The 24,731-nt window shown below is 74.0% G+C and carries 21 protein-coding genes; 14 read left to right on the plus strand and 7 right to left on the minus strand.

Going from position 1 to position 24,731, the window contains the following annotated elements; translation table 11 throughout:
• Window positions 1–22 precede the first annotated feature (22 nt).
• The 3 genes from ACBI99_RS08380 to ACBI99_RS08390 form a co-directional block, all read right to left on the minus strand.
• Window positions 23–805, minus strand: coding sequence for a maleylpyruvate isomerase family mycothiol-dependent enzyme (locus tag ACBI99_RS08380; protein ID WP_375072022.1), 783 nt, complete (start codon window positions 803–805; stop codon window positions 23–25).
• 69 nt (window positions 806–874) lie between these two features.
• The gene (locus ACBI99_RS08385) at window positions 875–3,445 is read right to left on the minus strand and encodes a glycosyl hydrolase family 18 protein (protein ID WP_375072023.1); all 2,571 of its coding nucleotides are present in this window, start codon (window positions 3,443–3,445) and stop codon (window positions 875–877) included.
• A 77-nt stretch (window positions 3,446–3,522) separates the two neighbouring features.
• Complete coding sequence (locus ACBI99_RS08390) at window positions 3,523–3,918, minus strand: ester cyclase (protein ID WP_219508341.1); 396 nt, start codon at window positions 3,916–3,918, stop codon at window positions 3,523–3,525.
• 53 nt (window positions 3,919–3,971) lie between these two features.
• On the opposite strand from ACBI99_RS08390, the gene ACBI99_RS08395 reads away from it, so the two are divergent.
• Window positions 3,972–5,069 carry a PrsW family intramembrane metalloprotease gene (locus tag ACBI99_RS08395; protein WP_375072024.1) on the plus strand — a complete coding sequence of 366 codons (1,098 nt, stop codon included), beginning with the start codon at window positions 3,972–3,974 and terminating at the stop codon, window positions 5,067–5,069.
• 48 nt (window positions 5,070–5,117) lie between these two features.
• Window positions 5,118–5,741 carry a pyridoxamine 5'-phosphate oxidase family protein gene (locus tag ACBI99_RS08400; protein ID WP_375072025.1) on the plus strand — a complete coding sequence of 208 codons (624 nt, stop codon included), beginning with the start codon at window positions 5,118–5,120 and terminating at the stop codon, window positions 5,739–5,741.
• On the opposite strand, the gene ACBI99_RS08405 is transcribed toward ACBI99_RS08400, so the two are convergent.
• Window positions 5,738–5,908, minus strand: coding sequence for a hypothetical protein (locus tag ACBI99_RS08405; RefSeq protein ID WP_219508351.1), 171 nt, complete (start codon window positions 5,906–5,908; stop codon window positions 5,738–5,740). The two genes, ACBI99_RS08400 and ACBI99_RS08405, sit on opposite strands and share 4 nt — an antisense overlap.
• Window positions 5,909–6,350: 442 nt before the next feature.
• Here ACBI99_RS08405 and ACBI99_RS08410 point away from each other — a divergent pair, with 442 nt between their 5' ends.
• From ACBI99_RS08410 to ACBI99_RS08420, 3 genes are all read left to right on the plus strand, one after another.
• Window positions 6,351–7,463: an MFS transporter gene (locus ACBI99_RS08410; protein WP_375072026.1), complete on the plus strand. Its 1,113-nt coding sequence runs from the start codon at window positions 6,351–6,353 to the stop codon at window positions 7,461–7,463.
• A 72-nt stretch (window positions 7,464–7,535) separates the two neighbouring features.
• Window positions 7,536–7,787, plus strand: coding sequence for a hypothetical protein (locus ACBI99_RS08415; protein ID WP_219508345.1), 252 nt, complete (start codon window positions 7,536–7,538; stop codon window positions 7,785–7,787).
• Window positions 7,788–7,887: 100 nt separating this feature from the next.
• The gene (locus tag ACBI99_RS08420) at window positions 7,888–8,811 is read left to right on the plus strand and encodes a DMT family transporter (RefSeq protein ID WP_375072027.1); all 924 of its coding nucleotides are present in this window, start codon (window positions 7,888–7,890) and stop codon (window positions 8,809–8,811) included.
• Here the strand turns inward: ACBI99_RS08420 and ACBI99_RS08425 are convergent.
• Both ACBI99_RS08425 and ACBI99_RS08430 read right to left on the minus strand, forming a co-directional pair.
• Entirely contained in the window at window positions 8,808–9,584 is a 777-nt protein-coding gene (locus ACBI99_RS08425; protein ID WP_375072028.1) for a DoxX family membrane protein, read from the minus strand. The two genes, ACBI99_RS08420 and ACBI99_RS08425, sit on opposite strands and share 4 nt — an antisense overlap.
• A 35-nt stretch (window positions 9,585–9,619) precedes the next feature.
• Window positions 9,620–11,149 carry an MFS transporter gene (locus ACBI99_RS08430; RefSeq protein WP_219510300.1) on the minus strand — a complete coding sequence of 510 codons (1,530 nt, stop codon included), beginning with the start codon at window positions 11,147–11,149 and terminating at the stop codon, window positions 9,620–9,622.
• Between the two features lie 163 nt (window positions 11,150–11,312).
• Here ACBI99_RS08430 and ACBI99_RS08435 point away from each other — a divergent pair, with 163 nt between their 5' ends.
• From ACBI99_RS08435 to ACBI99_RS08475, 9 genes are all read left to right on the plus strand, one after another.
• Entirely contained in the window at window positions 11,313–12,209 is an 897-nt protein-coding gene (locus tag ACBI99_RS08435) for a haloalkane dehalogenase (RefSeq protein ID WP_375072029.1), read from the plus strand.
• A 64-nt stretch (window positions 12,210–12,273) separates the two neighbouring features.
• Complete coding sequence (locus ACBI99_RS08440; RefSeq protein WP_375072030.1) at window positions 12,274–14,613, plus strand: AAA family ATPase; 2,340 nt, start codon at window positions 12,274–12,276, stop codon at window positions 14,611–14,613.
• Between the two features lie 126 nt (window positions 14,614–14,739).
• Window positions 14,740–15,726, plus strand: coding sequence for an ABC transporter permease (locus tag ACBI99_RS08445; protein ID WP_219510296.1), 987 nt, complete (start codon window positions 14,740–14,742; stop codon window positions 15,724–15,726).
• Window positions 15,723–16,628: an ABC transporter permease gene (locus ACBI99_RS08450; protein ID WP_219510295.1), complete on the plus strand. Its 906-nt coding sequence runs from the start codon at window positions 15,723–15,725 to the stop codon at window positions 16,626–16,628. Before ACBI99_RS08445 ends, ACBI99_RS08450 begins: the two co-directional genes overlap by 4 nt.
• Window positions 16,625–18,652, plus strand: a complete 2,028-nt coding sequence (locus ACBI99_RS08455; protein WP_219510294.1) for an ABC transporter ATP-binding protein — start codon at window positions 16,625–16,627, stop codon at window positions 18,650–18,652. Before ACBI99_RS08450 ends, ACBI99_RS08455 begins: the two co-directional genes overlap by 4 nt.
• Before the next feature lie 11 nt (window positions 18,653–18,663).
• On the plus strand, window positions 18,664–20,349 hold the full coding sequence (locus tag ACBI99_RS08460) for an ABC transporter family substrate-binding protein (RefSeq protein WP_375072031.1): 1,686 nt from the start codon (window positions 18,664–18,666) through the stop codon (window positions 20,347–20,349).
• Window positions 20,350–20,385: 36 nt separating this feature from the next.
• Entirely contained in the window at window positions 20,386–21,489 is a 1,104-nt protein-coding gene (locus tag ACBI99_RS08465; protein ID WP_375072032.1) for a winged helix DNA-binding domain-containing protein, read from the plus strand.
• Window positions 21,490–21,498: 9 nt separating this feature from the next.
• A complete protein-coding gene (locus tag ACBI99_RS08470; RefSeq protein ID WP_219510293.1) occupies window positions 21,499–23,046 on the plus strand; it encodes a phospholipase D-like domain-containing protein in 1,548 nt (515 codons plus the stop codon).
• Window positions 23,047–23,059: 13 nt separating this feature from the next.
• Window positions 23,060–23,890: a PhzF family phenazine biosynthesis protein gene (locus ACBI99_RS08475; protein WP_219510292.1), complete on the plus strand. Its 831-nt coding sequence runs from the start codon at window positions 23,060–23,062 to the stop codon at window positions 23,888–23,890.
• Here ACBI99_RS08475 and ACBI99_RS08480 read toward each other — a convergent pair.
• Window positions 23,880–24,728 (minus strand): biotin-dependent carboxyltransferase family protein, encoded by an 849-nt coding sequence (locus ACBI99_RS08480; protein ID WP_375072033.1) that lies wholly within the window; start codon window positions 24,726–24,728, stop codon window positions 23,880–23,882. The genes ACBI99_RS08475 and ACBI99_RS08480 overlap by 11 nt on opposite strands.
• Between the last annotated feature and the right edge of the window lie 3 nt (window positions 24,729–24,731).

Genomic DNA, 24,731 nt, shown 5'->3' on the forward strand with positions numbered 1-24,731 from the left:
CGGCCCATGCGGGCGCGGGCGCTCAGAGCGGCGGGACGAGGGTGAAGTAGCGATCGAGCAGGGCCCGGTCGCCGCGCACCGCGAGCCGGTCGGCGCTGACGCGCTGCCACAGCCAGAGCATCAGGTCCGAGGCCGTGCCGCTGAGCTCCACGTCGGCGGGCCCCTCGGTGAGGCGCACGTCGTCGCCGTCGAAGCGGACCGTCCACGTGCCGGGCCCGTCGCCGCGGCGGAAGGCGTACGTCTCGCCCGTGCCCGGCGGAGCCTGCGCCATCGCCCGGCGCAGCGGGGCCATGACCTCGAAGGTCTGTCCGATCGCGTCGGCCGCCAGCGAGCCGTCCACGGGCCGGGCGGTGGCGGGGGCGGCGGCGTCCTCGGCGTCCCAGCGGTGGACGGCGGCCTCGATGGCCTGCATGCGGAGCCAGAAGCCGACGCTCTGGTCCTGCGACCACGTCCACACCCGGGTGCCGGGCCCGGCGCTCGCGAACTGCCCGGCCAGGGCGGCGGCGCCCTCGGCGAACCAGGTGACCAGGCTGTCCGGCAGCGGGCCGGTCGTGGGGGTGTGGCCGGGCCTGGGCCAGCCGGTGGTGTCGGCGGGCAGGGCGAGGACGGCCGGGCCGGGCGAGGCCGGCGGCTCGGTGAGCCGGTTCGCGATCAGGTGGGCGACGTGGCGGTGCACGCCGCCCAAGTGCCGGACGAGGTCGGCCACCGCCCAGCCGGGGCAGGTCCGCACCAGGGCGGCACCGGCTGAGCGGGCGGCGGCGGCGAAGGCGGTGGTCTCCTTGCGGAAGTGCGCGAGGTGGTCCATGCCTCCGACTCTCGCACGAGCGGACGGCCGGTGGCGGGTGCCCGGAATTCACCCGCCACCGGCACGCTTCTACTGGCGCAGGCCGGCGTCCAGCGCGTTGGTGAGGGTGCCGGAGGCGGTGTCGCCCGACATCTCCCACACCATCGCGCCCAGCAGGCCCTTGCTCTTGAGCCAGGCGGTCTTCTTCTGGATCGACCAGACGTCGTCGAAGCTCCACCACTGCCCGTTGTTGCCGGTGTAGCAGTAGGTGGCGACCGCGGCCTCGTCGTGCCTGACCGTGCAGCCGGGCACCGAGGCGAGCAGGTTGCTGTAGCCGCGGGTGCCGGCCTCCTCCTGGAACTGGCCGGGAGCGGCCCCGACGGCCGACTGCCACTCGCCGAACTTGCCGCCGTCGGCGACCTGCTGCCAGCCGCGGCCGTAGTAGGCGAGCCCGATGGTGATCTTCCTCGGGTTGACCCCCGCGTCCAGGTAGACGTCGACGGCCTTCTCCACGCTGAAGTCCGGGTTGTACGGGCTGTCGGCGTCGAGGTAGAGGTTGCCCTGGTGGCCGGTTCGGTTCGGCTCCCAGGAGTTGTCGCTGCCGGCCCCGTGGAAGTCGTAGCCCTGGACGTTGAAGATGTCCAGATATTTCGCGACTTCGGGGAGGTCCCAGCCGGCCTCGATCTTGACCGGGTCCGCCGGGGTGAAGGCCGTCAGGTCATAACGCTTGCCCGTGGTCTGGGTGAGCGCGTCGAGCTGCCGCCTGAACTCGGCGATCAGCAGCGTGTTGTTCTCCTTGTCCTGCGGGCTGATGTGGTTGCCCGGGTGCCCCTCGGCGCCCGGCCACTCCCAGTCGAGGTCGATGCCGTCGAAGATGCCGGCCCCGGTCCCCGGACCGCCCGCCGCGTTGTACACGGGCAGGTTGCCCTTGATGTAGATGTCGATGCAGGACGAGACGAACTTCTTGCGCGCCGCGTCCGTGGCCGCGACGTCGGAGAAGTACTTCGAGTACGTCCACCCGCCCAGCGAGATGAGCACCTTCAGGTGCGGGTGCTTGGCCTTGAGCTTCTTGAGCTGGTTGAAGTTGCCGCGCAGCTTCTCCCAGCCGGTGTCGGCCACCCCGTCCACCGACTGCGCCGAGCTGAACGGCCTGCCGTAGTCGGCCTCGGCGTCACCGGCGCCGTCACCCTGGTTGGGGTCCTGCGGGTTCTGCGTGGTGCCCTTGGTGACGCCCTGCAGACAGGTCAGGTTGACCGGGTCGATGTTGGCGAAGGCGTAGTTGATGTGGGTGAGCTTGGCCGCGGCCCCGCTCGTGTCGAGGTTGCGCACGAAGTACTGGCGGCCGTAGATGCCCCACTGGACGAAGTAGCCGACGCGGGCGTGCCCGTTCTCGACGATGTCCGCGGTGGTCACCTCGACGGCGGCGCTGGCCGGCGACATGTTGTCGTACAGGTCCCTGGCCTTGACCGTGAACGTGTACTTGGTGGACGGCGACAGCCCGGAGACCGTCGCGGTGGTCCCGGTGACGGTGGTCGCCAGGGTGGTGCCGGTGTAGACCTCGTAGCTGGCCACGCCGGAGTTGTCCGTGGCGGCGTTCCAGGCGAGCGTGACGCTGGAGGAGGTCTTGCCGGTGCTGCGGAGGTTGCCCGGGGCGGTGGGCGCCTGGGTGTCGTCCGCCGGGTTGTTGGTCCGCACGGTCACCGGCGAGGAGGCCGGCGAGAGCGTGCCCTTGCGGTCCTTGGCCTTGACGGTGAACGTGTAGGAGGTGTTGGGGGTCAGGCCGGTGACGGTCGCGGTGGTGCCGGTGACCGTGGTGGCCCGCTCCGTGCCGTTGTAGACCTCGTACCCGGTGATCGGCAGGCTGCCGGGGGTGGCGGCGTCCCAGGCCAGGGAGACGGTCTTGGTCGTCTTGACCGGGGAGCGCAGGTTGCCGGGCGCGCCGGGCGGCGCGTCGGGGGTGCCGTCGCAGTTCACGTCGTTGATGCGGCAGCTCGTCGGCTCGGCGCCTGACCTGCTGACGGTGAAGGCCGGGCTGTAGGGCTCGGTGGTGCCGCCCGCCGCGACGTTGGTGTTGTAGTGGGCGGGGGTGAGGGTCACCGTGCGGCCGGTCTGGCTGAGCGAGCCGTTCTGCGCGTTGCTCGCGGTGACGCCCTCGGGCAGGTCGAAGACGATGGACCAGCCGTTCAGCGCGGCGGTGCCGTTGTTGGCGACGACGAACTTGGCCGAGCTGCCGGTGACCTCGTATGTGGCGCTGACCGGCGGCGGGGCGGGCGGTTCCTCACCGGTGCCGTCGCAGTTGGCCCGGTTGATCGTGCAGTTGGCGGGCTGGGCGGCCGCGCTCAGCGAGAACTTGGGGCTGAACGGCTCGGTGTTGCGGCCCGGCTGGATGGTGTTGATGTAGTAGGCGGGGGTGAGCGTCACCTTCGTGCCGGTCTGGCGGAGGGTGGCGTTCTGGGGGCTGCTCGCGGTGACCCCGGCGGGCAGGTCGAAGACGATCGACCAGCCGGTGACGGAGGTCGTGCCGGGGTTGCTGACGACGAACGTCCCGGTGGTGCCGGAGAGGGAGAAGACGGCGACGAGGCGGCTCGCTGCCTGCGCGGGAAGAGCGCACAGGGCGACGATCACGAGCACGGCGATCAGGGGGGCGGCTAATCGGCGCACGTACGGAACCCTTCTTTAAGGAAAGTTTCCTAACAATTACGCGGATCGTAAGCCTCTCTGACCCGTCTGGCAAGGGGTCAGCCCATGCCGAGCAGCCTGGCGAAAGTCTGGACGTCGGAGATGATCCAGTATTCGGCGAACCGGCCGCCCTCGGCCCGCAGGAGATCGTGGCCGCTGAAGGCGATCCGGGTGCCCGGCGCCGCCGACGCGCCCGGCATGCCGCCCCGGTAGGAGCCGGCGAACGTCCACCTGGCCGCCACCAGGTCGCCGTCCACCACCGGCCCCACGTCGAGCGTGACGGACACGTCGCCGAACGGCTCGTGCCCCTGTCGCAGCACCTCCACCAGCTCCGCCGGGCCGCGCACCTCCCGGCCCGGCCAGTGCCCGGCGAAGTCCGGGGTGACCAGCTCGTGGGCGAGCTCGAAATCGCCGTTCCACATCTCCAGCAGCCAACGCTCGTACAACATCCTCATGACCACTCACTACCCCGCAAGTGAACGGCAACCGGGCCCGCCATAGTGGGTGCATGACCGTTCCGACACGCTCCGTCATGCTCGCCCAGCGTCCCAGCAAAGCTTTGATCATCGCCCTGGTGATCTCCAGCCTGCTGGCGCTCGGCGTGCTCGTGGTGCTGCTGGTGGCCGGCGGTCCCGCCGGGTTCGGGCTGTCGGCCGTGCTGGCCGTGGCGCCGCTGCCCGTGCTGCTGGCGGCCGTGCTCTCCCTCGACCGGCTGGAGCCAGAGCCCAAGCTCCACCTCGCCTTCGCCTTCGCCTGGGGCGCCGGCGTGGCCGTGGTGATCGCGATCGCGCTCACCGTGGCCGGGCAGGCGCTGTTCGCCCGCGCCGGCTACGGCACGCAGACCGTCGACGCGATGGGCGCCGTCTTCCTCGCGCCGGTGATCGAGGAGGCGCTCAAGGGCGCGGCGCTGGTGCTGCTCCTGCGCCGCCGCCGGGAGATCGACGGGCTGACCGACGGCATCGTGTACGCGTCCATGGCCGGACTCGGGTTCGCCGCCGTGGAGAACGTCGGCTACTACCTGACGGCGTTCGGCGAGGAGGGCGTCGGCGCGGCCCTGCAGCTCTTCGTGATCCGCGGGCTGATCGACCCCCTCGGGCACCCCATCTACACCTCGCTCATCGGGGTCGGGGTGGCGTACGCGCTGACCCGGCGCAACGCCGCCCGCTACGCCGCGATCCCGCTCGGCTACCTCGGCGCGGTCTTCCTGCACGGGCTCTGGAACGGCGCGGCCGTCACGGGCTCACTCGCCTGGCTCGGCGGCGCGTACCTGGTGATCATGGTGGCGCTCGTCGCGCTGATCGGGATCACCGCGCGCGAGCGCCGCCACCTGGTCGCCCGGATGGGCGCCTACCTGCCCGGTTACGAGCGGACCGGGCTGGTCACCGACGCCGACATCCGCATGCTGACCAGCATCCCGGCCCGCCGGACCGCCCGCCGCCAGGCCAGGGCCGCCGGGCTCGGCCGCGCGATGAGCGACTACCAGCAGGCGGCCACCGAGCTCGTCATGCTCCACCTGCGCGCCGAACGGGAGCACCTGCCGCCCGACCGGTTCGCCGCCGAGCGCGACCCGCTGCTCAACGCGATGGCGGCGGCCCGCCGCTGGTGATGTGAGGGGCCCTGCGACAATGGTCGCCGGCCCCCGAAGGGAGAACAGATGAGCTGGGCGGAGATCCGGTCTGAGGACGAGCTGCGCGAGCTGCTGGGCGAGGTGATGCCGCGAGCGGCCACCAAGGAGCGCACCCGCCTGCACGAACGTGACCGCCAGTGGCTGGCGGCCTCACCGTTCTGCCTGATCGCCACCTCCGACGCCGACGGCAACTGCGACGTCTCGCCCAAGGGCGACCCCGCCGGCTTCACGTACGTGATCGACGACGGCACGATCGCCATCCCCGATCGCCCCGGCAACCGCAGGGCCGACGGGTTCCGCAACATCCTGTCCAACCCGCACGCCGGGCTGATCTTCTTCCTGCCGGGCCGCAACGAGACGCTGCGCGTCAACGGCCGGGCCCGGCTGATCCGCGAGGCGCCGTTCTTCGACGAGATGATCGTCAAGGGACACCGGCCGAAGCTGGCGCTCGTCGTGGAGATCGAGCAGATCTTCTTCCACTGCGCCAAGGCGCTCATGCGCAGCGCCCTGTGGAAGCCCGAGCAGTGGGGCCCCGACCCGCTGCCCTCCCACGCCGCCCTCGTCAAGGAGGTGCAGGTGACGCAGGAGTCGCTGGCCGAGCTGGAGTCCTACTACGCGGAGGCCTCCTACACCAAGAAGCTCTACGGCTAGGCGGCCGGAGCCGGGCCGCCGGGGAAGCGGATCACGTTGCGGCCCGTGTAGGCGCGCAGGTCGACGACCTTGGGATCGCGTCCCTGGACATGGCGGCGGCCTGCCGAGCCGATGTCGCGGATCTTGTGCCTGGCGACGCGCGGCGGCACTGCCACTAGCCTCTTCAACGTGAGCCCCCCGTGATGTTCTTGTTACCTATGTTATCTACAGATACCTCTGTAAGACGGGTGTAAGCGGTGTGTCAGTAGGGAAGTCGGCGGCCTGACGGAGTCCGCAGGTCGGCGTCCGTGTTCTGGTCCGCGTTCTGATCCGTGTTCTGGTCCGGGCGCCGGCTGCTCGCCGGCTTGCTGATCCGCACTCGTCGCATCGTCGGCCCCTTCCCCGGTGGTCACAGCGCGAGTGTGCGCCGTGCCGCTTGACGGGTGGTTGCCGACAACCTAGCGCCCGCTTGCGGGGCCGCTCAAGGCATTTGCGGGTCCGCGCCCCTTTCTAGGGGCTGCCGGGCGGCGCGCAGGCGGAGAGGGCCGCTGGGTCAGCGCACACCTCCGGAATCGGGCGGGCTCGTGCACGATGACGGTTCCGGGGCGGCCGGATGTGACAATCCAGGGGATGAGAAATCCGCTCCCGCCGCTCGTCGCCGTGTGCGCGGCCTGGGGCGTCTTCTGGGGGTCCTGGTCGGCGCTGCTGCCCGCGGTCAAGGAGCACCTCGGCACGTCCACGGCCGGTCTCGGGCTGGCGCTGGCGGCCACGCCGGTGGGCGCGATCCCGGCGATGGCGCTGGCCGGGCGGCTGGCCCGGGGGCGCGAGCGGGGCGCGCTGGCGCTGTGCTCGGCCCTGTTCGCGCTGAGCGTGCTGGCCGTCGGCCGGGTCGACACGCCCGCCCAGCTCGCGGCGGCGCTGCTCGCGGTCGGCGCGACGAGCGGCGCGCTGGACATCGCGCTCAACCTGGCCACCGGCCGGGCCGAGCGCGAGAGCGGGCGCGGGCTCTTCCAGCCGGTGCACGCCGCCTTCCCCGTCGCGGTCATCGTCGCCGCGCCCGCCACCGGCCTGGCCCGCGACCTCGGCGCCGGGACGACGGCGGTGCTGGTGACCGCCGCCGCGATCATGCTGGCCGCGGCGGCGACGGCGCTCGCCCTGCCGCCCGGCCGCGGCCCGGCCCCCTCCGGCGGCGACGGGCACCGGCGGCGCTGGACGGCGGCGGTCGTGCTCGGCGTGCTCGCGGCCGGGGTGCTCGCCGTCGAGAACGCCGTCGAGCAGTGGTCGGCGCTGCTGCTGGAGACCCACCAGGGCGCCTCGCCGCTGCTGGCCGGCGCCGCACCCGCCGCCTACATGGCCGCGCTCACCGCCGGCCGGCTCGTCGTGCACGCCCTCCCGCGCCTGCCGGAGCGCGTCCTCTACCTGGTGGCGGGCCTCGGAGGAGGCGGCGGCATCGCGCTGGCGGGCCTGGCCGGGACGCCCGCCCTGTCGCTGGCGGGGTTCGCGCTGACCGGGCTGGCGCTGGGCCCGGTGGTGCCCGCCATGCTCAGCCGCGCCGCCGCCGGCGACCCCACCGGCACGCAGGTCTCCGCCCTGTCGGCCATCTCCTACACCGGCTTCGTGGTCAGCCCGCTGCTCATGGCCGCGCTCGCCGCCTGGCTCGGCCTGCCCGCCGCGCTCGCGGCCATCGGGCTGCTGGCGCTGCCGCTGGTCGTCCTGGCCGTCGCTTCCCGGGGTCCTGAATAGGGCGCCGCATCGGGGAGAGGAAACCCTTGAGCGCGGAATGCCACCGGCGCTCCGAGATCAAGGGGGATCACCATGGCCGTCTGCGAGAACTGCGGCAACGACTACGACATGTCCTTCGAGGTGCACGCCCAGGGCGCGGTGCACACGTTCGACTCCTTCCAGTGCGCGATCCAGGCCATGGCGCCGATCTGCGAGCACTGCGGCACCAAGGTCATCGGCCACGGCGTCCAGTCCGGCGAGCACTGGTACTGCTGCGCCCACTGCGCCCGGCAGGAAGGCACCCGCGGCATCGTCGACCGCGTCATGGCCGGCGCCAGTGCCTGAGGGCGCTGTGGCGCGACCATAAATAGGGAAATATCCCTATCGTTTTGGATCTGTGTGGGTCGTTACGCTCCTCCTGGTTCTGATGACAGGGAGGGCGCGGGTGCGCGGCAACGGAGCAGGGAGGTGGCTGCCGGCGTTCCTGGTGCTGGCGGCCGTCTGGGGGAACAGCTTCTTCTTCATCAAGGTCGCCGTCACCGAGCTGCATCCGCTGCAGGTGTCGTTCGGGCGGATGGCCGTCGGCGCCGCCGTGCTGCTCGCCGCGCTGGCCGTCAGCCGCCGCGCGCTGCCGCGCGACCCCCGGCTGTGGGGCCACTTCCAGGTCGCGTCCGTGGTGCTGACCACGCTCCCGTTCACGCTGTTCGCCTACGGGGAGCAGTACGTGTCCTCCGTCGTCGCGTCGATCTGGAACGCGACCACGCCGCTGTGCACCCTGGCCTTCACGCTGCTGCTGCGGGCCGAGAAGCCGACCGCCGGGCGGATGGCCGGGCTCGGCGCCGGGTTCGCGGGCGTGATGGTGGTGCTGGGCGTGTGGCAGCCGATCAGCGGCGGGCAGCTCGGCGGCAGCCTCGCCTGCTTCGGCGCGGCCCTGTGCTACGGGATCGGGGGCGCGTACCTGGGGCGGTTCGTCACCGGGCGGCGCAGCGAGCCGCCGGTCGTGCTGGCCACCGGGCAGCTCCTCAGCGGGACCGCGCAGCTCGGGGTGATCACGCTGCTGGCCGGGGTGCCGCTGGTCGACACCGACGTGACCGCGGACGTCTGGTGGAGCCTGCTGGCGCTCGGCGGGCTCGGCACCGGGGTGGCGTACCTGCTGCTCTACTGGGTGCAGAAGCAGGCCGGGGTGACCACGACCTCGACCGTCACGTACCTGCTGCCGGTGTTCGCGGCGCTGTCGGGCGTGCTCGTGCTGGACGAGGGCCTGACGTGGAACCAGCCGGTCGGGGCGCTGATCATCCTGGCGGCCATCGCGCTCACCCAGGGCGTGATCAAACCGCTCAAGAAGCGCGCCCCGGCGCCGGCCGCCTAGTCGGCCGAGGTCGTCCGGCGGCCCCGCGCGGGCGGCTTCTTCCGCCCGGCCACCAGCGTGTCGCCGGGGGAGGAGCCGGGCTCACCGGCGGGCTCGGGGTCCGTGCGGCCGGGTCGCGGGTGCGGGGCCGTGTCGTCCGGCGCGGGCTCGGCCGAGGACTTGCCCCTGGCCGCCGTCGCGCCCTTGGCTGCGGGCGGTGTCCTGGGCGGCGTCCTGGGCGGCGGTGCGGGGTCGTCGGCCTGCTCCGGCGGGGAGGCCGGGCGCGATGGGGTGGTCGGGTGCGCGGGGGTGGACGGGCGCGGCGGGGCGTCAGGGTCGCGCAGGCTGGCGATGACCGCGTCGGCCTCCTGGTCGGCCGCGAACTCGCCGGCCGCCTCCGACTCCCTGCGCCGGATCACCACCATGTGGTCCACCGAGAGCCGCCCCGCGCCCACCACGGCGAGCAACAGCGAGGTCGCCCCCAGCAGGATGAGCTCGTTGACCGTGATCGGGTTGAGCGGCATCGCGACCGTCAGCACGGCCACGGCCTCGGCGAACAGGATCAGCCCCATCACCGACACCATCAGCCCGGCGATCAGCAGCGCGCCGCCGATCAGCTCGGTCATCATGGTGATCGTGGCCCAGGCCCGCGGTGCGGGGGCGCCCTGCGACTGGAACTGGACCCCGGTCTGGGCCAGGCCGATCTCCAGCTTGCGCCAGCCGTTGGCGAAGAAGATGCCGCCCACGCCCACACGGGCGACGAGCGCGGCGAGATCACGGAGGGCCTGTCTCACGGTTGTTGTCTGCCCTAATCGGGACATCACACACCTCAATCACGGCGCAGCAGCATGGCCACGGCGACGGCGGTCAGGCTGAGCAGGACGACGCTCACGACCACGGTCGTGTGCAGGGCGTTGACGAAGGCCCAGCGGGCCGCGTCGAGCAGCGCGTGGCCGGCGCTGCCGCCGACCCGGTCGGCCACGTGGGCGGCGCCGGCGAGCGACTGCCTGGCCTGGTCCATGTCCGCGCCGGGGACGCCGGGCACGGCCGGCAGCGCGGGGGCGTACACGATGGTGGTGATCGTGCCGAGCACGGCGACGCCGAGACCGGCGCCCAGCTCGTAGGCGGTCTCCTCGATCGCGGCGGCGCCGCCCGCCTGGGACTCGGGGGCCGCCGACATGATCGTGTCGGACGCGGCCAGCAGCGCGACCTGGACGCCGAACCCGATGCCCACGAAGCAGCAGGCCAGCATGACCGGATGGCTCTCGACGCCCCAGGTCAGCGTCGGGGTCAGGGAGAGCGCGACGAGGCCGAGGCCGCCGCTCATCGTGGCGCGCATGCCGAGGCGGGGCAGGAGGTGCGCCGCCGCCAGCCCGCCGGCGACGGCCGAGACGACCAGCGGCAGCATCCGCAGCGCCGCCCGGATCTCGCTGTCGCCCAGCACGAGCTGCAGGTACTGCGCCAGCATGAGCTGCAGCCCCACCAGCGCGAACACGCCCAGCAGCACCCCGGCGACCCCGGTGGTGAAGGCCCGCCGCCGGAACAGGCCGACCTCCAGCAGCGGCGCGGCCAGCCGGGTCTGCCGCCTGACGAACCACACCAGCAGCGCCACCCCGGTCAGGAACACCGCCACGGCCGCGCCGAACGGCATCAGGCTGCCCGAGCCCGCCTCCTTCAGCCCGAACGCCAACGCCAGGATGCCCAGCACCGACAGCGCGGCGCTGGGCGCGTCCCACGGGTGACCGGCGCGCCCGCGCGACTCCGGCAGCAGGCGCACGGCGGCGGGCAGCAGCACGAGCAGGATCGGCACGTTGACCAGGAAGACCGCGCCCCACCACCAGCCGACGAGCAGGCCGCCGACCAGCGGGCCCACGGCCGCCCCCGCGGCGGCCACGGCGCTCCACACGCCGAGCGCGATCGTCCGCTCGCGCCGGTCGGTGAACACCTGGCGGATCAGCGACAGCGTGGCCGGCATGATCATCGCGCCGCCGACGCCGAGCGCCGCCCTGGACAGGATGAGCGCCAGCGGCGTGGTCGACAGGGCCGCCGCCGCCGAGGCCAGGCCGAACAGCACGAACCCCGCCAGCACCAGCCGCTTGCGCCCGTAGCGGTCGCCGAGCGAGCCGAACATGATCAGCAGCGGGGCCACGACCAGCGAGTAGACGTCCACGATCCACAGCAGTTGCACCGCCGACGGCTCCAGGGCGGCGGTGAGCGCGGGGACCGCGATGTGCAGGACGGTGGCGTCGACCGTGATCAGCAGCAGGCTCAGGCAGAGCAGGACCAGGACGGCCCAGCGGTTGTCCCGGGGTTCGTGGTCGGCGCGGCGGGCGAGGGGCGCGGCCTGGGTGACGGTCATGGACCTCCTTGCAGGCCGATCCGTGCGCAAGCGGGCCCGCATGAACTTGCGTGGCAGCTTAGGCCATGTCACCCGATGGGTGTAGCGGTATCGGTTGATCCGGAATACCGTTCGCGGCCCGATCCCTGGGCGGCGCCGGGGCCGCTGCATAGAATCTTGTTCTATGCGAATCCTCCGCACCCCCCACGATCGGTTCGCCGATCTGCCCGGATTCCCGTACGAGGCCCGCTACGCCGACGTGGGCGACGGGCTGCGGATGGCCTACGCCGAGGCGGGGCCCGCCGACGGGGAGCCGGTGGTGCTCCTGCACGGCGAGCCGTCCTGGTCGTACCTCTACCGTGACGTGATGCGCGAGCTGGCCGCCGCCGGGCTGCGCGCGATCGCGCCGGACCTCATCGGCTTCGGCCGCTCCGACAAACCGGCCGAACAGGGCGACCACAGCTACGCCCGGCACGTCGAGTGGACGCGCGCCCTGCTGTACGACGCGCTCGGCCTGACCGGCGTCACCCTCGTCGGCCAGGACTGGGGCGGGCTGATCGGCCTGCGCCTGGCCGCCGAGCACCCCGGACGCGTGGCCAGGATCGTCGCCGCCAACACGGGGTTGCCGACGGGTGACAATCCCATGCCGGAGGTGTGGCACCGGTTCAAGGACGCGGTGGCGTCCGCGCCGGAGCTGGACATCGCCAGGTTCGTCCAATCGGGCTGCGCCACGAAACTGCCGCCGGAGGTACGCGCCGCCTACGACGCCCCCTTCCCGGACGAGTCGTACAAAGCGGGCCCACGGGCGATGCCCGGCCTCGTGCCGTACGCGCCGGACAACCCCGCCTCGGCCGCCAACCGCGCCGCCTGGCAGGTCCTCACCACGCTTGACCGGCCCTTTCTCGTCGCCTTCTCCGACGGCGACCCGATCACCGCCGGGATGGCGCCCGTCCTGCGCCGGTCCATGCCGGGGGCGGCCGGCCGCGCCCATCCGGTCATCACGGGCGCCGGCCACTTCCTCCAGGAGGACGCGGGCGCCGAACTCGGCCGGCACATCGCCGCTTTCGTCAGCTCCACCTAGCGTGTCAGGTCCGCCCAATCGACGGCCCGGTGCGGTATAACCAGGGGCGGACCGGGGAGGCGTGATGCAGGAGTCCAGCAGGACCCGGGCGGCGGGGCGGGCCGCGGTGCGGGATCTGTTCGAACAGGTGCGCGTGCGCTATTTCCGGCTTCCGCCGGCCGCCCGCCGGGTGATGTACGTGGTCGTCCTGGTGGGCTCCGTCGGCGTGTCCGCGGCGCTGGGCGGCCAGCTGTTCCAGACCTTCCTGCTCACGATGGCGGCGCTCTCCTTCATCGCGCTGGCGCTGCACTTCCCGCGCGCCGCCGCGACGCTGCTGGTGGTGGCCGCATGGGCGTGCCTGGTGCCCGTGTTCGAGGTGCTGTTTCAGGCACCGTTCACCTCGACGCTGCTCCTGCTGCTGGCGCTGCCGGTGGCCGCGGGGGCGCACCTGATCCGGTGGGTGGCGCCCTGGGTGACGGCGCTGCTGGCGCTGGTGCCCGCCGGGGCGCTGGCCGCCGCCGTCTCCCTGGTCTCCGAGAGCCTGGCCGTCTGGGTCGCCTATGGCGCCGCCGCCGCCGTGCTCGGCTACCGCTTCCTGCTGGCCCGCCGCGCCAGGTCCGAGCTGACCGCCGAGGAGCAGGTCCGCGTACGGGCGCGCGAGGGCAGGCCGGAGCCGGTGGCCGACAAGGCGCCCGCGCTGCCGCAGATCTCCGTCGAGGAGGCGCTGGCCGAGCTCGACGGCATGATCGGGCTGGCCCCGGTCAAGGAGCAGGTCCGCTCGATCGCCGCCTCCATCGAGGCGTCCCGGCTGCGCGCCGAGGCGGGCTACACGGCCGGGCGTCCCACCCGCCACTTCGTCTTCCTGGGCCCGCCCGGCACCGGCAAGACCAGCGTGGCCCGTACCCTCGCGAAGATCTTCTACGCGTTCGGCCTGCTGGAGACCCCGTACGTGGTCGAGGGGCAGCGGGCCGACCTGGTCGGCGAGTTCCTGGGCGCGACGGCGATCAAGACGAACGAGCTGGTCGACCGGGCGCTCGGCGGCGTGCTGTTCATCGACGAGGCGTACGGCCTGATCAACTCCTCCGACGGCCAGCCCGACCGGTTCGGCGCGGAAGCCGTGCAGACGCTGCTCAAGCGGGCCGAGGACGACCGCGACCGGCTGATCATCATCCTGGCCGGCTACGAGCAGGAGATGACCGCGTTCCTGTCCAGCAACCCCGGCCTGGCCAGCCGCTTCGCCACGCGCGTGCGCTTCCCCACCTACTCCGCCGGGGAGCTGGCCGAGATCACCGAGCTGCTCCAGCGGCAGCGCGGCGACACCATGCGCCCGGAGGCCAGGGCGGCGCTGCTCGGCATGTTCGAGGACGTGCAGCGGCGCGGCCTGGTCGACGAGCTGGGCAACGCCCGGTTCGCGCGCAGCCTGGTCGAGGCCGCCGCCCAGGCCCGTGACGTGCGCGTGGTCGGCGCGGGCGGCACTCCGACCACCGAGGACCTGGTGACGACCACGACCGCCGACGTGACCAAGGCGTTCGACGAGCTGACGGCCCGCTTCCGCGGCTACGTGGCCACGCCCACGCTGGAGGAGGCGCTGGCCGACCTCGACAGGATGGCCGGGCTGGCCCCGGTCAAGCGGCAGGTGCACGCGATCGCCGCCCAGCTCCAGGTGGCCCGGATGCGCCAGGAGCGCGGGCTGCCGACGCCGCCGCAGACGCGCCACTTCGTGTTCGTCGGCCCGCCCGGCACCGGCAAGACGACCGTCGCCCGCGTCGTGGGCCGGGTGTTCGCCGCGCTCGGCCTGCTGGCCCGGCCCGACGTGGTCGAGGCGCACCGCGCCGACCTGGTCGGCCAGCACCTGGGCGCGACGGCGATCAAGACGAACGAGCTGGTCGACCGGGCGCTCGGCGGCGTGCTGTTCATCGACGAGGCCTACAGCCTGGTCAATCCCGGTTACTCGGGCGGCGACGCGTTCGGCGCCGAGGCCGTGCAGACGCTGCTCAAGCGGGCCGAGGACGACCGCGACCGGCTCGTCATCGTGCTGGCCGGCTACCAGCGCGAGATGGACGTCTTCCTGGCCTCCAACCCGGGCCTGGCCAGCCGGTTCAACCAGCGGGTGACCTTCCCCAGCTACGCGCCGCGCGAGCTGTCGGAGATCGCCGTGCTGCTGGCCGAGCAGGCGGGCGACCGGTTCGACGAGGAGGCGCTGGGCGACCTCGACGAGGTGTTCACCTGGGTGTGCGGCGAGCGGCTGATCGACGGGCTCGGCAACGGCCGCTTCGCCAGGTCGCTGTTCGAGCGCGCGGCCATGCGCCGCGACGTGCGGCTGGCCGCGCTGGCCTCGCGCGGCGAGTCGGCCAGCTCCGCCGACCTCACCACGATCACCAGCGACGACGTCCGCACCGCGGTCGACGAGCTCTCCGGCCGCTGACCGCCCCGCCGAGGGGTCTGACCAGGGCTTTCCGGACGTTAACCAGACGCCCCCTTGACATGTGCCTGCGCCCGGATGGTCGCGGAATGTAGCACGATGGCCACACGCCGTTCGTAAGGGGGGACGATGGCGGGGTTCCTGGCCCGCAGGCTGCTCGGCTCGGTCGTGCTGGCCGCCGTCGCCGCCAGCCTCGCCTACCTGCTGGCCGCCGCCGCCCTCGACCCGCGCGCCAACTACGCCGGGCGCACCCCGCAGCCGCCGCCCGCCGCCGTCGACGCCCAGCTCGCCGCGCTCAACCTGAACGACCGCACGCCGCTGTTCGAGCGCTACCTGACCTGGGCGGGCGGGGTGCTGCGCGGCGACTTCGGCAGGAGCGTGACGGGCTCGCCGGTCGGCGACGACCTGCGGCGGCGGGCCGGTGTCACGCTGCGGCTGGTCCTGCTCGGGCTGGTGTGCGGCAGCGTGCTCGGCGTCGCCGCCGGGGCCGCCGCGGCGGCCAGGCAGTACGGCTGGTTCGACCGGCTGTCGGCGGGCCTGGCCTACCTGCTGCTGGCGATCCCCGTCGTGGTGCTGGCGAACGTGGCGATCCTGGGCGGCACCTGGGCCAACGACCACCTGTTCGGCCGCCGGGTCCTCCTGGTGGGCGGTGAGCGGTCCGCCGGGCTCGACGCCGGGCTCTGGGCGGGGCTGCTCGACCGGCTCCAGCACCTGATCCTGCCGACCGTGACGCTGTCGCTCGGCCTGATCGCGGTCTTCAGCCGCTACCAGCGCAACCTGATGCTCGACGTGCTCGGCGCCGACTACCTGCGCACCGCCAGGGCGAAGGGGCTGAGCAGGCGGCGGGCGCTGGTCCGCCACGGGCTGCGCACCGCGCTCATCCCGGTCGCGACGTACTTCGCCTTCGTGTTCGGCACGCTGCTCACCGGCGCCGCCTTCACCGAGAAGATCTTCGGCTGGCACGGGCTGGGGGAGCGGCTGATCAGCGCCGTCTTCACCAACGACGTCAACACCGTCGCGGCGATCTCGTGCCTGGCCGCGCTGGCCGTGCTGTGCGCGTCGCTGGCCGCCGACCTGCTGCACGCCGCGCTCGATCCCCGGGTGAGGGCGGGATGACGCTCTCGGAGGAGGAGGTCGCCGGCGAACTCGGCCCGGCAATGGCCGCGCCGCCGTCCCGCGGGCGCGTGCTGGCGCGGCGCTTCCTCGCCTCCCGGCAGGGGCGGGCCGGTGCCGCGGTGCTGGCGCTGATGTTCGCGCTCGCGTTCGCCGGGCCGTTGTTCAGCCCGTGGTCCCCCGCGGACAAGGACTTCACCGCGTTCCTGGCGCCGCCGTCGCCCCGGCACTGGTTCGGCACCCTGCAGACCGGCGCCGACGTGTACGCGGTCACGCTGTGCGGGCTGCGGCGGTCGCTGATCGTCGGCCTGCTCGCCGCCTTGGTGTCGACCGCGCTGGCCGCGCTCGCGGGGGCGTTCGCCGGCTACTTCGGCGGCTGGACCGACCGGGTGCTCGGCTGGGCCGCCGACCTGCTGCTCGCGCTGCCCGCCTTCCTCGTCCTGGCGATCATGTCGCCGTTGTTCGGGGCGGGGCAGTGGCCGCTGTTCGTGATCGTGCTGGCGCTGTTCCTGTGGATGGTCACCGCGAAGATCGTCCGGGGGATGACGATCTCGCTCAGGCAGCGCGAGTTCGTCCGGGCCGCCCGTTATCTCGGCGTCCCGCCCGTGAAGATCATCTTCTCGCACGTGCTGCCCAACCTGTCGTCCCTGCTCATCGTGGACGCCACCGTCAACGTCAGCGCCGCCATCCTCGCCGAGACGTCCCTGTCGTACTTCGGCCTCGGCATCCAGCCGCCCGACGTGTCGCTCGGCACGGTCATCGCCGACGGCTCCCGGACCGCGATCTACGCGCCGTGGACGTTCTGGTTCGCCGCCGGGCTGCTCGTCGTCACCGTGCTCGCGGTCAACCTGGCCGGCGACGCGCTGCGCGACGCCTTCGACCCCGCCGCGAAGGGGCCGCGATGAGCCCGGTCCTGGAGGTCGACGGCCTGGAGGTCGCCTTCGGCGACGTGCCCGTCGTGCGCGGCCTCAGCTACGAGGTGCGTGCCGGCGAGGTGCTCGGCATCGTCGGCGAGTCCGGCGCGGGCAAGTCCGTGGCTGCCGCCGCCGTGCTCGGCCTGCTGCCGCCCGAGGCCAAGGTCGCCGGCTCGGTGCGGCTGCACGGCCGCGAGCTCGTCGGCGCCTCCGAGCGCGAGCTGGCCCGCGTACGGGGCCGGTCCGTGTCGATGGTGTTCCAGGACCCGCTGTCGGCGCTCACGCCCGTCTACCGGGTCGGCGACCAGATCGCCGAGGCGGTGCGCGCCCACCACCGGGTCACCCGCGAGCAGGCCGCCGTCAAGGCCGTCGACCTGCTCGACCTCGTCGGCATCCCCGACCCGGCCCGCCGCGCGCTCGCCTTCCCGCACGAGTTCTCCGGCGGGATGCGCCAGCGCGCGCTCATCGCCATGGCCGTCGCCAACGACCCCGACGTGATCATCTGCGACGAGCCCACGACTGCGCTCGACGTCACCGTCCAGGCCCAGGTGCTGGAGGTGCTCAAGAAGGCGCAGCGCCGGACCGGCGCCGCCATCGTCCTGATCACCCACGACCTCGGCGTGGTCGCCGGCTTCGCCGACCGCGTCCTGGTCATGTACGCGGGCCGCCCGGTCGAGGTCGGCGACGTGGACGACGTCTACTACCGCACGCGGATGCCGTACACCGCGGGCCTGCTCGGCTCGGTGCCGCGCGTCGACGGCGGCGGGAGGCGGCCGCTGGTGCCGATCGAGGGCGGCCCGCCCGAGCCCGGCAGGCTGCCGCCGGGCTGCCCGTTCGCGCCGCGCTGCCCGATGCGGGTGGAGGCGTGCGACGACCGGGAGCCGCCGCTGTTCGAGGTCGGGGCCGGGCACCGGGCGGCCTGCATCCGCTGGGCCGACGTGCACAGGGCCGACGTCCGCCGGGACGGCGCCGAGCGGCCCGCGCCGCCGCGCGAGCCGGTGACCCGCCGCCCGCGCACGGTGCTGGAGGTCGAGGGCCTGGTCAAGCGCTACCCGCTGACGCGCGGCACGCTGTTCAGGCGGCGGACCGGCACCGTGCACGCCGTGGCCGGGATCAGCTTCGACATCCGCGAGGGCGAGACGCTCGGCCTCGTCGGCGAGTCGGGGTCGGGCAAGACCACGGCGCTGACGCAGATCCTGGAGCTGGCCAGGCCCGAGGAGGGCCGCATCGTCGTCCTCGGCCGCGACACCGCCCGGCTCACGCCCGCGCAGCGCGCCGCGATCCGGCGCGACATGCAGGTGGTCTTCCAGGACCCGGCGGCCTCGCTCGACCCGCGCATGACCGTCCACGACATCCTCGCCGAGCCGCTGCGCGCCCACCGCCGGGGCGCGCCCGAGGGCCGGGTGGCCGAGCTGCTCGCCCTGGCTGGGCTCGACCCCGCCTGCGCCGCCCGCCACCCGCGCGAGCTGTCCGGAGGCCAGTGCCAGCGCGTCGCCATCGCCCGCGCGCTCGCCCTCGAACCCCGGCTGCTCGTCCTGGACGAGCCCGTCTCCGCGCTCGACACGTCGATCCGCGCGGGCGTGCTCAACCTGCTCGGCGCGCTGAAGGACCGGCTGGGCCTGTCCTACCTGTTCGTCGCGCACGACCTGGCCGTGGTCCGCCACCTGGCCGACCGGGTCGCCGTCATGCAGCTCGGCAGGATCGCCGAGATCGGGCGCGCCGAGGCCGTCTACGCCAGCCCGGCGCACCCGTACACGCAGGCGCTGCTGTCGGCGGTCCCGCTGCCCGACCCGGTGCGCGAACGCTCGCGCGAGCGCATCCTGCTCGACGGCGAGCCGCCCAGCCCGGCCGACCCGCCGTCGGGATGCCGGTTCCGTACCCGATGCCCGACCTTCCGGGGCGTGCTGACGGCCGAGGAGCGCAGCCTGTGCGTCGAGACCGAGCCCGAGGTGCGGCCGCTCGGCGAGGACCAGGCCGCCGCCTGCCACTACGCCGAGAAGCTCGCCGTCGTCTGACAGGAGTACCGTTGAAAGCAACTCATTTCGTGGCCGCCGCGACCGCGGCGCTGGCGCTGGCGGCGTGCGGCGGGGGCGGCGCCGTGGTCGTCCGGCCCACCGGAGACGCGGTGATCAAGGCGTCCGACCTCAACCCCGTGCCGCGCGAGCGGGTCAAGGACGGCGGCACGCTGCGCTGGGGCGTCAACGAGTTCCCCGCCCAGTGGAACAGGCACCACGTCGACGGCCACCTCGCCGTGGCGGCGGCCATCACCGACGCGCTGCTGCCGCGCCCGTTCGTGTCGGACGACAGGGCGCGCATCTCCGTCAACCACGCCTACCTGATCGACGCCCGGGTCACCGCCACCACGCCCAAGCAGGTCGTCACCTACGAGCTGAACCCGCGCGCCCGATGGTCCGACGGCAGGCCCATCACCTGGGCCGACTTCCGCGCCCAGTGGCAGGCGCTGGACGGCGGCGACCCGGCCTTTCACATCGCCTCCTCCACCGGCTACCAGGACATCGAGAGCGTCGAGCGGGGCCGCGGCGACCACGAGGTCGTGGTGACGTTCGCGCGGCCGTTCGGCGACTGGCGGGCGCTGTTCGGGCCGCTGCTGCCCGCCTCCGCCAACGCCACGCCCGAGGCGTTCAACACCGCCTGGCTCAACCGCATCCCCGTCACCGCCGGGCCGTTCAAGGTCCAGGGCATCGACCAGACCGCCAAGACCGTCACGCTCGTGCGCGACGACGCCTGGTGGGGCGACCGGGCCAAACTGGACAGGATCGTCTTCCGGGCGGCCGAGCAGGACTCGCTCATCGGCATGTTCGGCAACGGCGAGCTCGACCTGGCCGACATCGGCCCGTCCGCCCCCGACCACGCCCGCGCCGCCGCCACGCCAGGCGCCGAGGTCCGCCGGGCCGCCGCGCCCGACTTCCGCCACTTCACGCTCAACGGCTCGCGCGGGCCGCTCCGCGACCTGCGCGTCCGCCAGGCCGTCCAGCTCGGCCTCGACCGGGAGGCCATCGCCCGCTCCGACCTGCGCGGCCTCGACTGGCCGAGCACCCCGCTCAACAGCCACTTCTTCATGACCACCCAGCAGGGCTACCGCGACAACGCCGGCGACCTCGGCGCCCACGACCCGGCACGCGCCGCCCGGCTGCTCGACGAGGCGGGCTGGCGGCTCGACCGCCGCACCGGCCCGGTCCGGCACAAGGACGGCCGTCCGCTGGAGCTCACCTTCGTGGTGCCGTCCGGCGTGCAGATCAGCAAGTCCGAGGGCGAGCTGGCGCAGAACATGCTCGCCGCGATCGGGGTGAAGCTCGCCATCCGGGCCGTGCCCAGCGACGACTTCTTCGCCAAGTACGTGATCCCCGGCGACTTCGACATCGCGCCGTTCGCCTACATCGGCACCCCGTACCCGGTGTCGAGCAGCTACGGCGTCTACGCCCACGCCGCCGACGGCAAGACGTGGAACGCCAACTTCGGGCGCACCGGCTCGGCCGACATCGACGCCGCCATGGCCCGCGCCGCCCGCAGCCTCGACCCGGACGAGGCCCGCGCCGAGGCCAACACCGCCGACCGGCTCATCTGGCAGCAGGTCAACGTGCTGCCCCTCTACCAGCGGCCGCAGCTCGTCGCCGCCCGGCAGAACCTGGCCAACGCGGGCGCCCGGGGGTTCCAGACGCTGCGCTACCAGGACATCGGCTACACCCGCTGACGCGGACTGTCGGCCCGGCCGTGTACAACTGGCCGGGTGACGATCCACCTGAGCTGGCCGCAGATCCTCGCCTGGCGGCTGCGCCGGCAGTTCGTGAGCGGCCCCGGCGGGCCGGGCGCCGTGGAGATCGCCCGCCGGCTGTGCGGGGTGCAGGCCCAGGTGGCCTCCTCCGCCCAGCACGCGGTCGCCGTCCGCGCCGCCTCACCCGACCCCGGCGAGGTCGAGCGGGCGCTCTGGGACGAGCGCACCCTGGTCAAGACCTGGGTCATGCGCGGCACCCTGCACCTGCTGCCCGCCGACGAGCTGCCCGGCTACTGCGCGGCGCTGAGCACGCTGCGGTTCTGGGAGAAGGGCTCCTGGCAGCGCGGCCACGGCGTCACCGCCGCCGAGATCGCCGCCATCGTCGAGGCCGTCCCGCAGGCGCTCGGCGACACGCCCAAGACCAGGGAGGAGCTGGTCGACGCCGTCGTCGAGGTGACCGGTGACGCCCACCTGCGGGAGGCGCTCACCTCCGGCTGGGGGGCGCTGCTCAAGCCGCTCAGCCGCCTCGGCGAGCTGTGCTACGGCCCGCCGCGCGACGGCCGTGTCACCTTCACCGCGCCCCGCGCCTGGTTGCCCGGCTGGCCCGCCGAGCTGCCGCCGCAGGAGGAGGCGGGCGTGCGGATCGCCCGCGCCTTCCTGGCCGCCCACGGCCCCGCCACGCCGGAGATGCTCGACGGCTGGCTGTTCGGCGGCGTCGCCAGGAAGGCCGTGCTCAAGGGCTGGTTCCGCGACCTGGCCGGCGAGCTGACCGAGGTCGAGGCCGGTGGCCACACCCTGCTGGCGCTCACCGAGCACCTCGACGACCTGGCCGCCGCCCGGCCGGCGGACGAGGTCCACCTGCTGCCCGGCTTCGACCCCTACATCCTCGGCGCGCCCCGCTCCCTGGAGCCGCTCGTCCCGGCCGCCGTCAAGGCCAGAGTGAGCCGCCAGGCCGGCTGGATCTCCCCGGTCGTCCTCCACCAGGGGCACGTCGCCGGCGTCTGGGAGGCCAAGGGCGGCCGGGTCACCACCGACCTGTTCGAGCCCGTCCCCGATGATCCGCTCGCCGCCGCCGTCTCCCGCGCCGAGAAGCTGATTGCCGGGGCCGCCGCCGGGTAGCCGGGCGGGGTGCGGCTCGACGAGTGGTTCCTCACCCGCGAGGAGCGGGGCAACCCGGCCACCAGGCTCGGCGCCTGGACGACCGGCAACCTCGTGCGCCCGCTCGTCCACGGCGCCGCCTACTTCGCCGACCTGCGGGCCGCGCTCGACCGGCTCGGCAAGGGCGACCTGCTGCTGTTCGCCGACTGGCGCGGCGACCCCGACGAGCGGCTGACCGGCGACGGCCCCGGCGTGGCGAGCGCCATGGCCGCGGCGGCGCACCGGGGAGCGCTCGTCCGGGGCCTGATCTGGCGCTCCCACCTCGACCGGCTGCGCTTCAGCGCCGCGGAGAACCGCCACCTCGGCGAGGACATCGAGGCCGCCGGCGGCCAGTGCCTGCTCGACACCCGGGTCCGCCCAGGCGGCTCGCACCACCAGAAGTTCGTCGTCCTGCGCCACGACGGCGACGCCGCCGCCGACGTCGCCTACGTCGGCGGCATCGACCTGTGCCACAGCCGCCGCGACGACGCCGCCCACCGCGGCGACCCGCAGGCCGCGCCCATGCCGGACGTCTACGGCGACACCCCGCCCTGGCACGACGCCCAGGTGGCCGTGCACGGCCCCGCCGTGGCCGACGTGGAGACCGTCTTCTGCGAGCGCTGGGACGACCCCGCCCCCGAGACCCGCCAGCCGCTGCGCCGCCTGCGCGACCACGTCGAGCGGATGGACGACGTGCCCGCCCTGCCCGACCCGGGTCCGCCGCCCGCCCCGGCCGGCACCCACGCCGTGCAGCTCCTGCGCACCTACCCCTACCGGCGGTCCGCCTACCCCTTCGCGCCCCTGGGCGAGCGCAGCGTCGCCAGGGCCTACCACAAGGTGCTGGCCAGGGCCCGGTCCCTGGTCTACCTGGAGGACCAGTACCTGTGGTCCACCGAGGTGATCGAGCCGTTCGCCGCCGCGCTCGAACGGGAGCCCGGGCTCCGCATGATCATCGTGGTGCCGCGCCACCCCGACCAGGACGGCTGGCTCGCCGCCCCGGCCAGCCTCATAGGCCGCGCCGACGCGCTGGCCAGGCTCCGGCGCGCCGGCGGCGACCGGCTCGGCGTGTACGACCTGGAGAACCACGCCGGCACCCCCGTCTACGTGCACGCCAAGGTGTGCGTGGTCGACGACGTGTGGGCCTCGATCGGCTCCGACAACGTCAACCTGCGCTCGTGGACGTACGACTCGGAGCTGAGCTGCGCCGTCGTCGACGAGGAGCCCGACCCGCGCCCGCCCGCCGGGGCCCGCAAATTCGCCCGCGACCTGCGGCTGCTCCTGGCGGGCGAGCACCTCGACCGCGACCCGTCCGGCCTGTGCGACCCCCGCGACGCGTTCGAGGCGTTCGCCGCCTCGGCCCGCGCGCTCGACGCCTGGCACCGCGGCGGCCGTCGCGGGCCCAGGCCGCCCGGCCGGCTGCGCCCGCATCCCGGGCCCAGCCTCGGCCGCGTGCGCAGGATGCTGGCCCAGCCGCTCTACCGGCTCGCCGTCGACCCCGACGGGCGGCCCCCGGCGCTGCGCCGCTCCCGGCGGTTCTGACAGACTCGCGAGCATGCAGCGCCCCTTCCGCCAGGTCGACGTGTTCACCTCGACGCCCTACGGCGGCAACCCGCTCGCCGTCGTGCTCGATGCCGACGGGCTGACCGACGAGGAGATGCAGCGCTTCGCCCACTGGACGAACCTGTCGGAGACCACGTTCCTGCTGCCGCCCGCCGACCCCCGCGCCGACTACCGGGTACGGATCTTCACCACCACGTCCGAGCTGCCGTTCGCCGGGCATCCGACGCTCGGCACCTGCCACGCCTGGCTGGAGGCGGGCGGCGTCCCGCGCGACTCGCGGACCGTCGTCCAGGAATGCGGCGCCGGGCTGATCCGCGTGCGCGGCGACGACCGCGGCGACCTCGCCTTCGCCGCGCCGCCGCTGCTGCGCTCCGGCCCCGTGGACGAGACGCTGCTGACCGGCCTCGCCGCCGCGCTCGGCATCGCCAGGGACGACGTCGTCGACGCCGAATGGGCCGACAACGGCCCCGGCTGGGTCGCGCTCCTGCTCCGCGACGCCGACGCCGTCCTCGCGCTGCGGCCCGGCCGGGTGCCCGTCGACGTCGGCGTGGCGGGCCCGCACCCCGCCGGGTCGCCGTACGCGTACGAGCTGCGGGCCTTCTGCCCCCACGACGGCGGCACGACCGAGGACCCGGTGACCGGCAGCCTCAACGCCTCGGTCGCCCAGTGGCTCCTGCGCACCGGCCGCGTCACCGCCCCCTACACGGTCAGCCAGGGCACCGCGCTCGGCCGCGCCGGCCGCGTCCGCATCACGGCCGAGGGCGACGACGTCTGGGTGGGCGGCTCGGTCGTCACCCGCGTCAGCGGCCACGTCAGCCTGTGACGCGGAAGCGCACCTCGTCCCCGGGCCGCAGCTGCGCCGCCACCCCCAGATCCGCCTCACGCACCACCGCGATCACCGGGTAGCCGCCCGTCGGCGGATGGTCGGCCAGGAAGACGATCGGCTGCCCGCTCGGCGGCACCTGCACCGCGCCCGCCACCATGCCCTCGCTCGGCAGCTCCCCCTCCCGGCCGCGCGCCAGCTCCGCGCCGCGCAGCCGCACCCCCACCCGGTTGCTGTCCTGGCTCACCTCGTACGGGGCCGCGCACAGCGCCGCCAGCGCCCCTTCGGCGAACCAGTCGTCACGCGGGCCCCTCAGCACCCGCAGCACCGCCGGCCCCGGCCCCGGAAGCGGCGCCAGATCCACCCCGATCCCGCCCCGATCCGCCGCGTCGCCGATCGGCAGCCTCGTCCCCGGCGCGAGCGGAGGCGGCCCCAGGCCCGACAGCGAATCGGTCGACCGGCTGCCCAGCACCGGCTCCACCGCCACCCCGCCGCGCACCGCCAGGTACGTCCGCAGCCCCCACGCCGGCGCCCCCAGCGCCAGCTCGCCGCCCCCGGGCACCCAGAACGGAACCCCCATGCCCGCCCGCGCGGGACCCCGCACCGGGCACGGCGCGCCCGCCAGCGCCACCCACGCGCCCCGCCCGAACCGCAGCCGCAGCCCGCCGAACGTCGCCTCGATCCCCGCCAGCACCTCCGGGTTGCCGACGAGCCGGTTCGCCAGCCGCAGGCTCGCCTCGTCGGCCGCCCCCGAACGCGGCACCCCCAGATGCGCCAGCCCCCGGCGCCCCAGATCCTGCACGGTCGCGTACGGACCGGACCCGAGCACCTCGATCATGCG

Origin of the sequence: Nonomuraea sp. ATR24 (genome assembly GCF_041950485.1) — a bacterium.
Classification (GTDB): domain Bacteria; phylum Actinomycetota; class Actinomycetes; order Streptosporangiales; family Streptosporangiaceae; genus Nonomuraea; species Nonomuraea ceibae.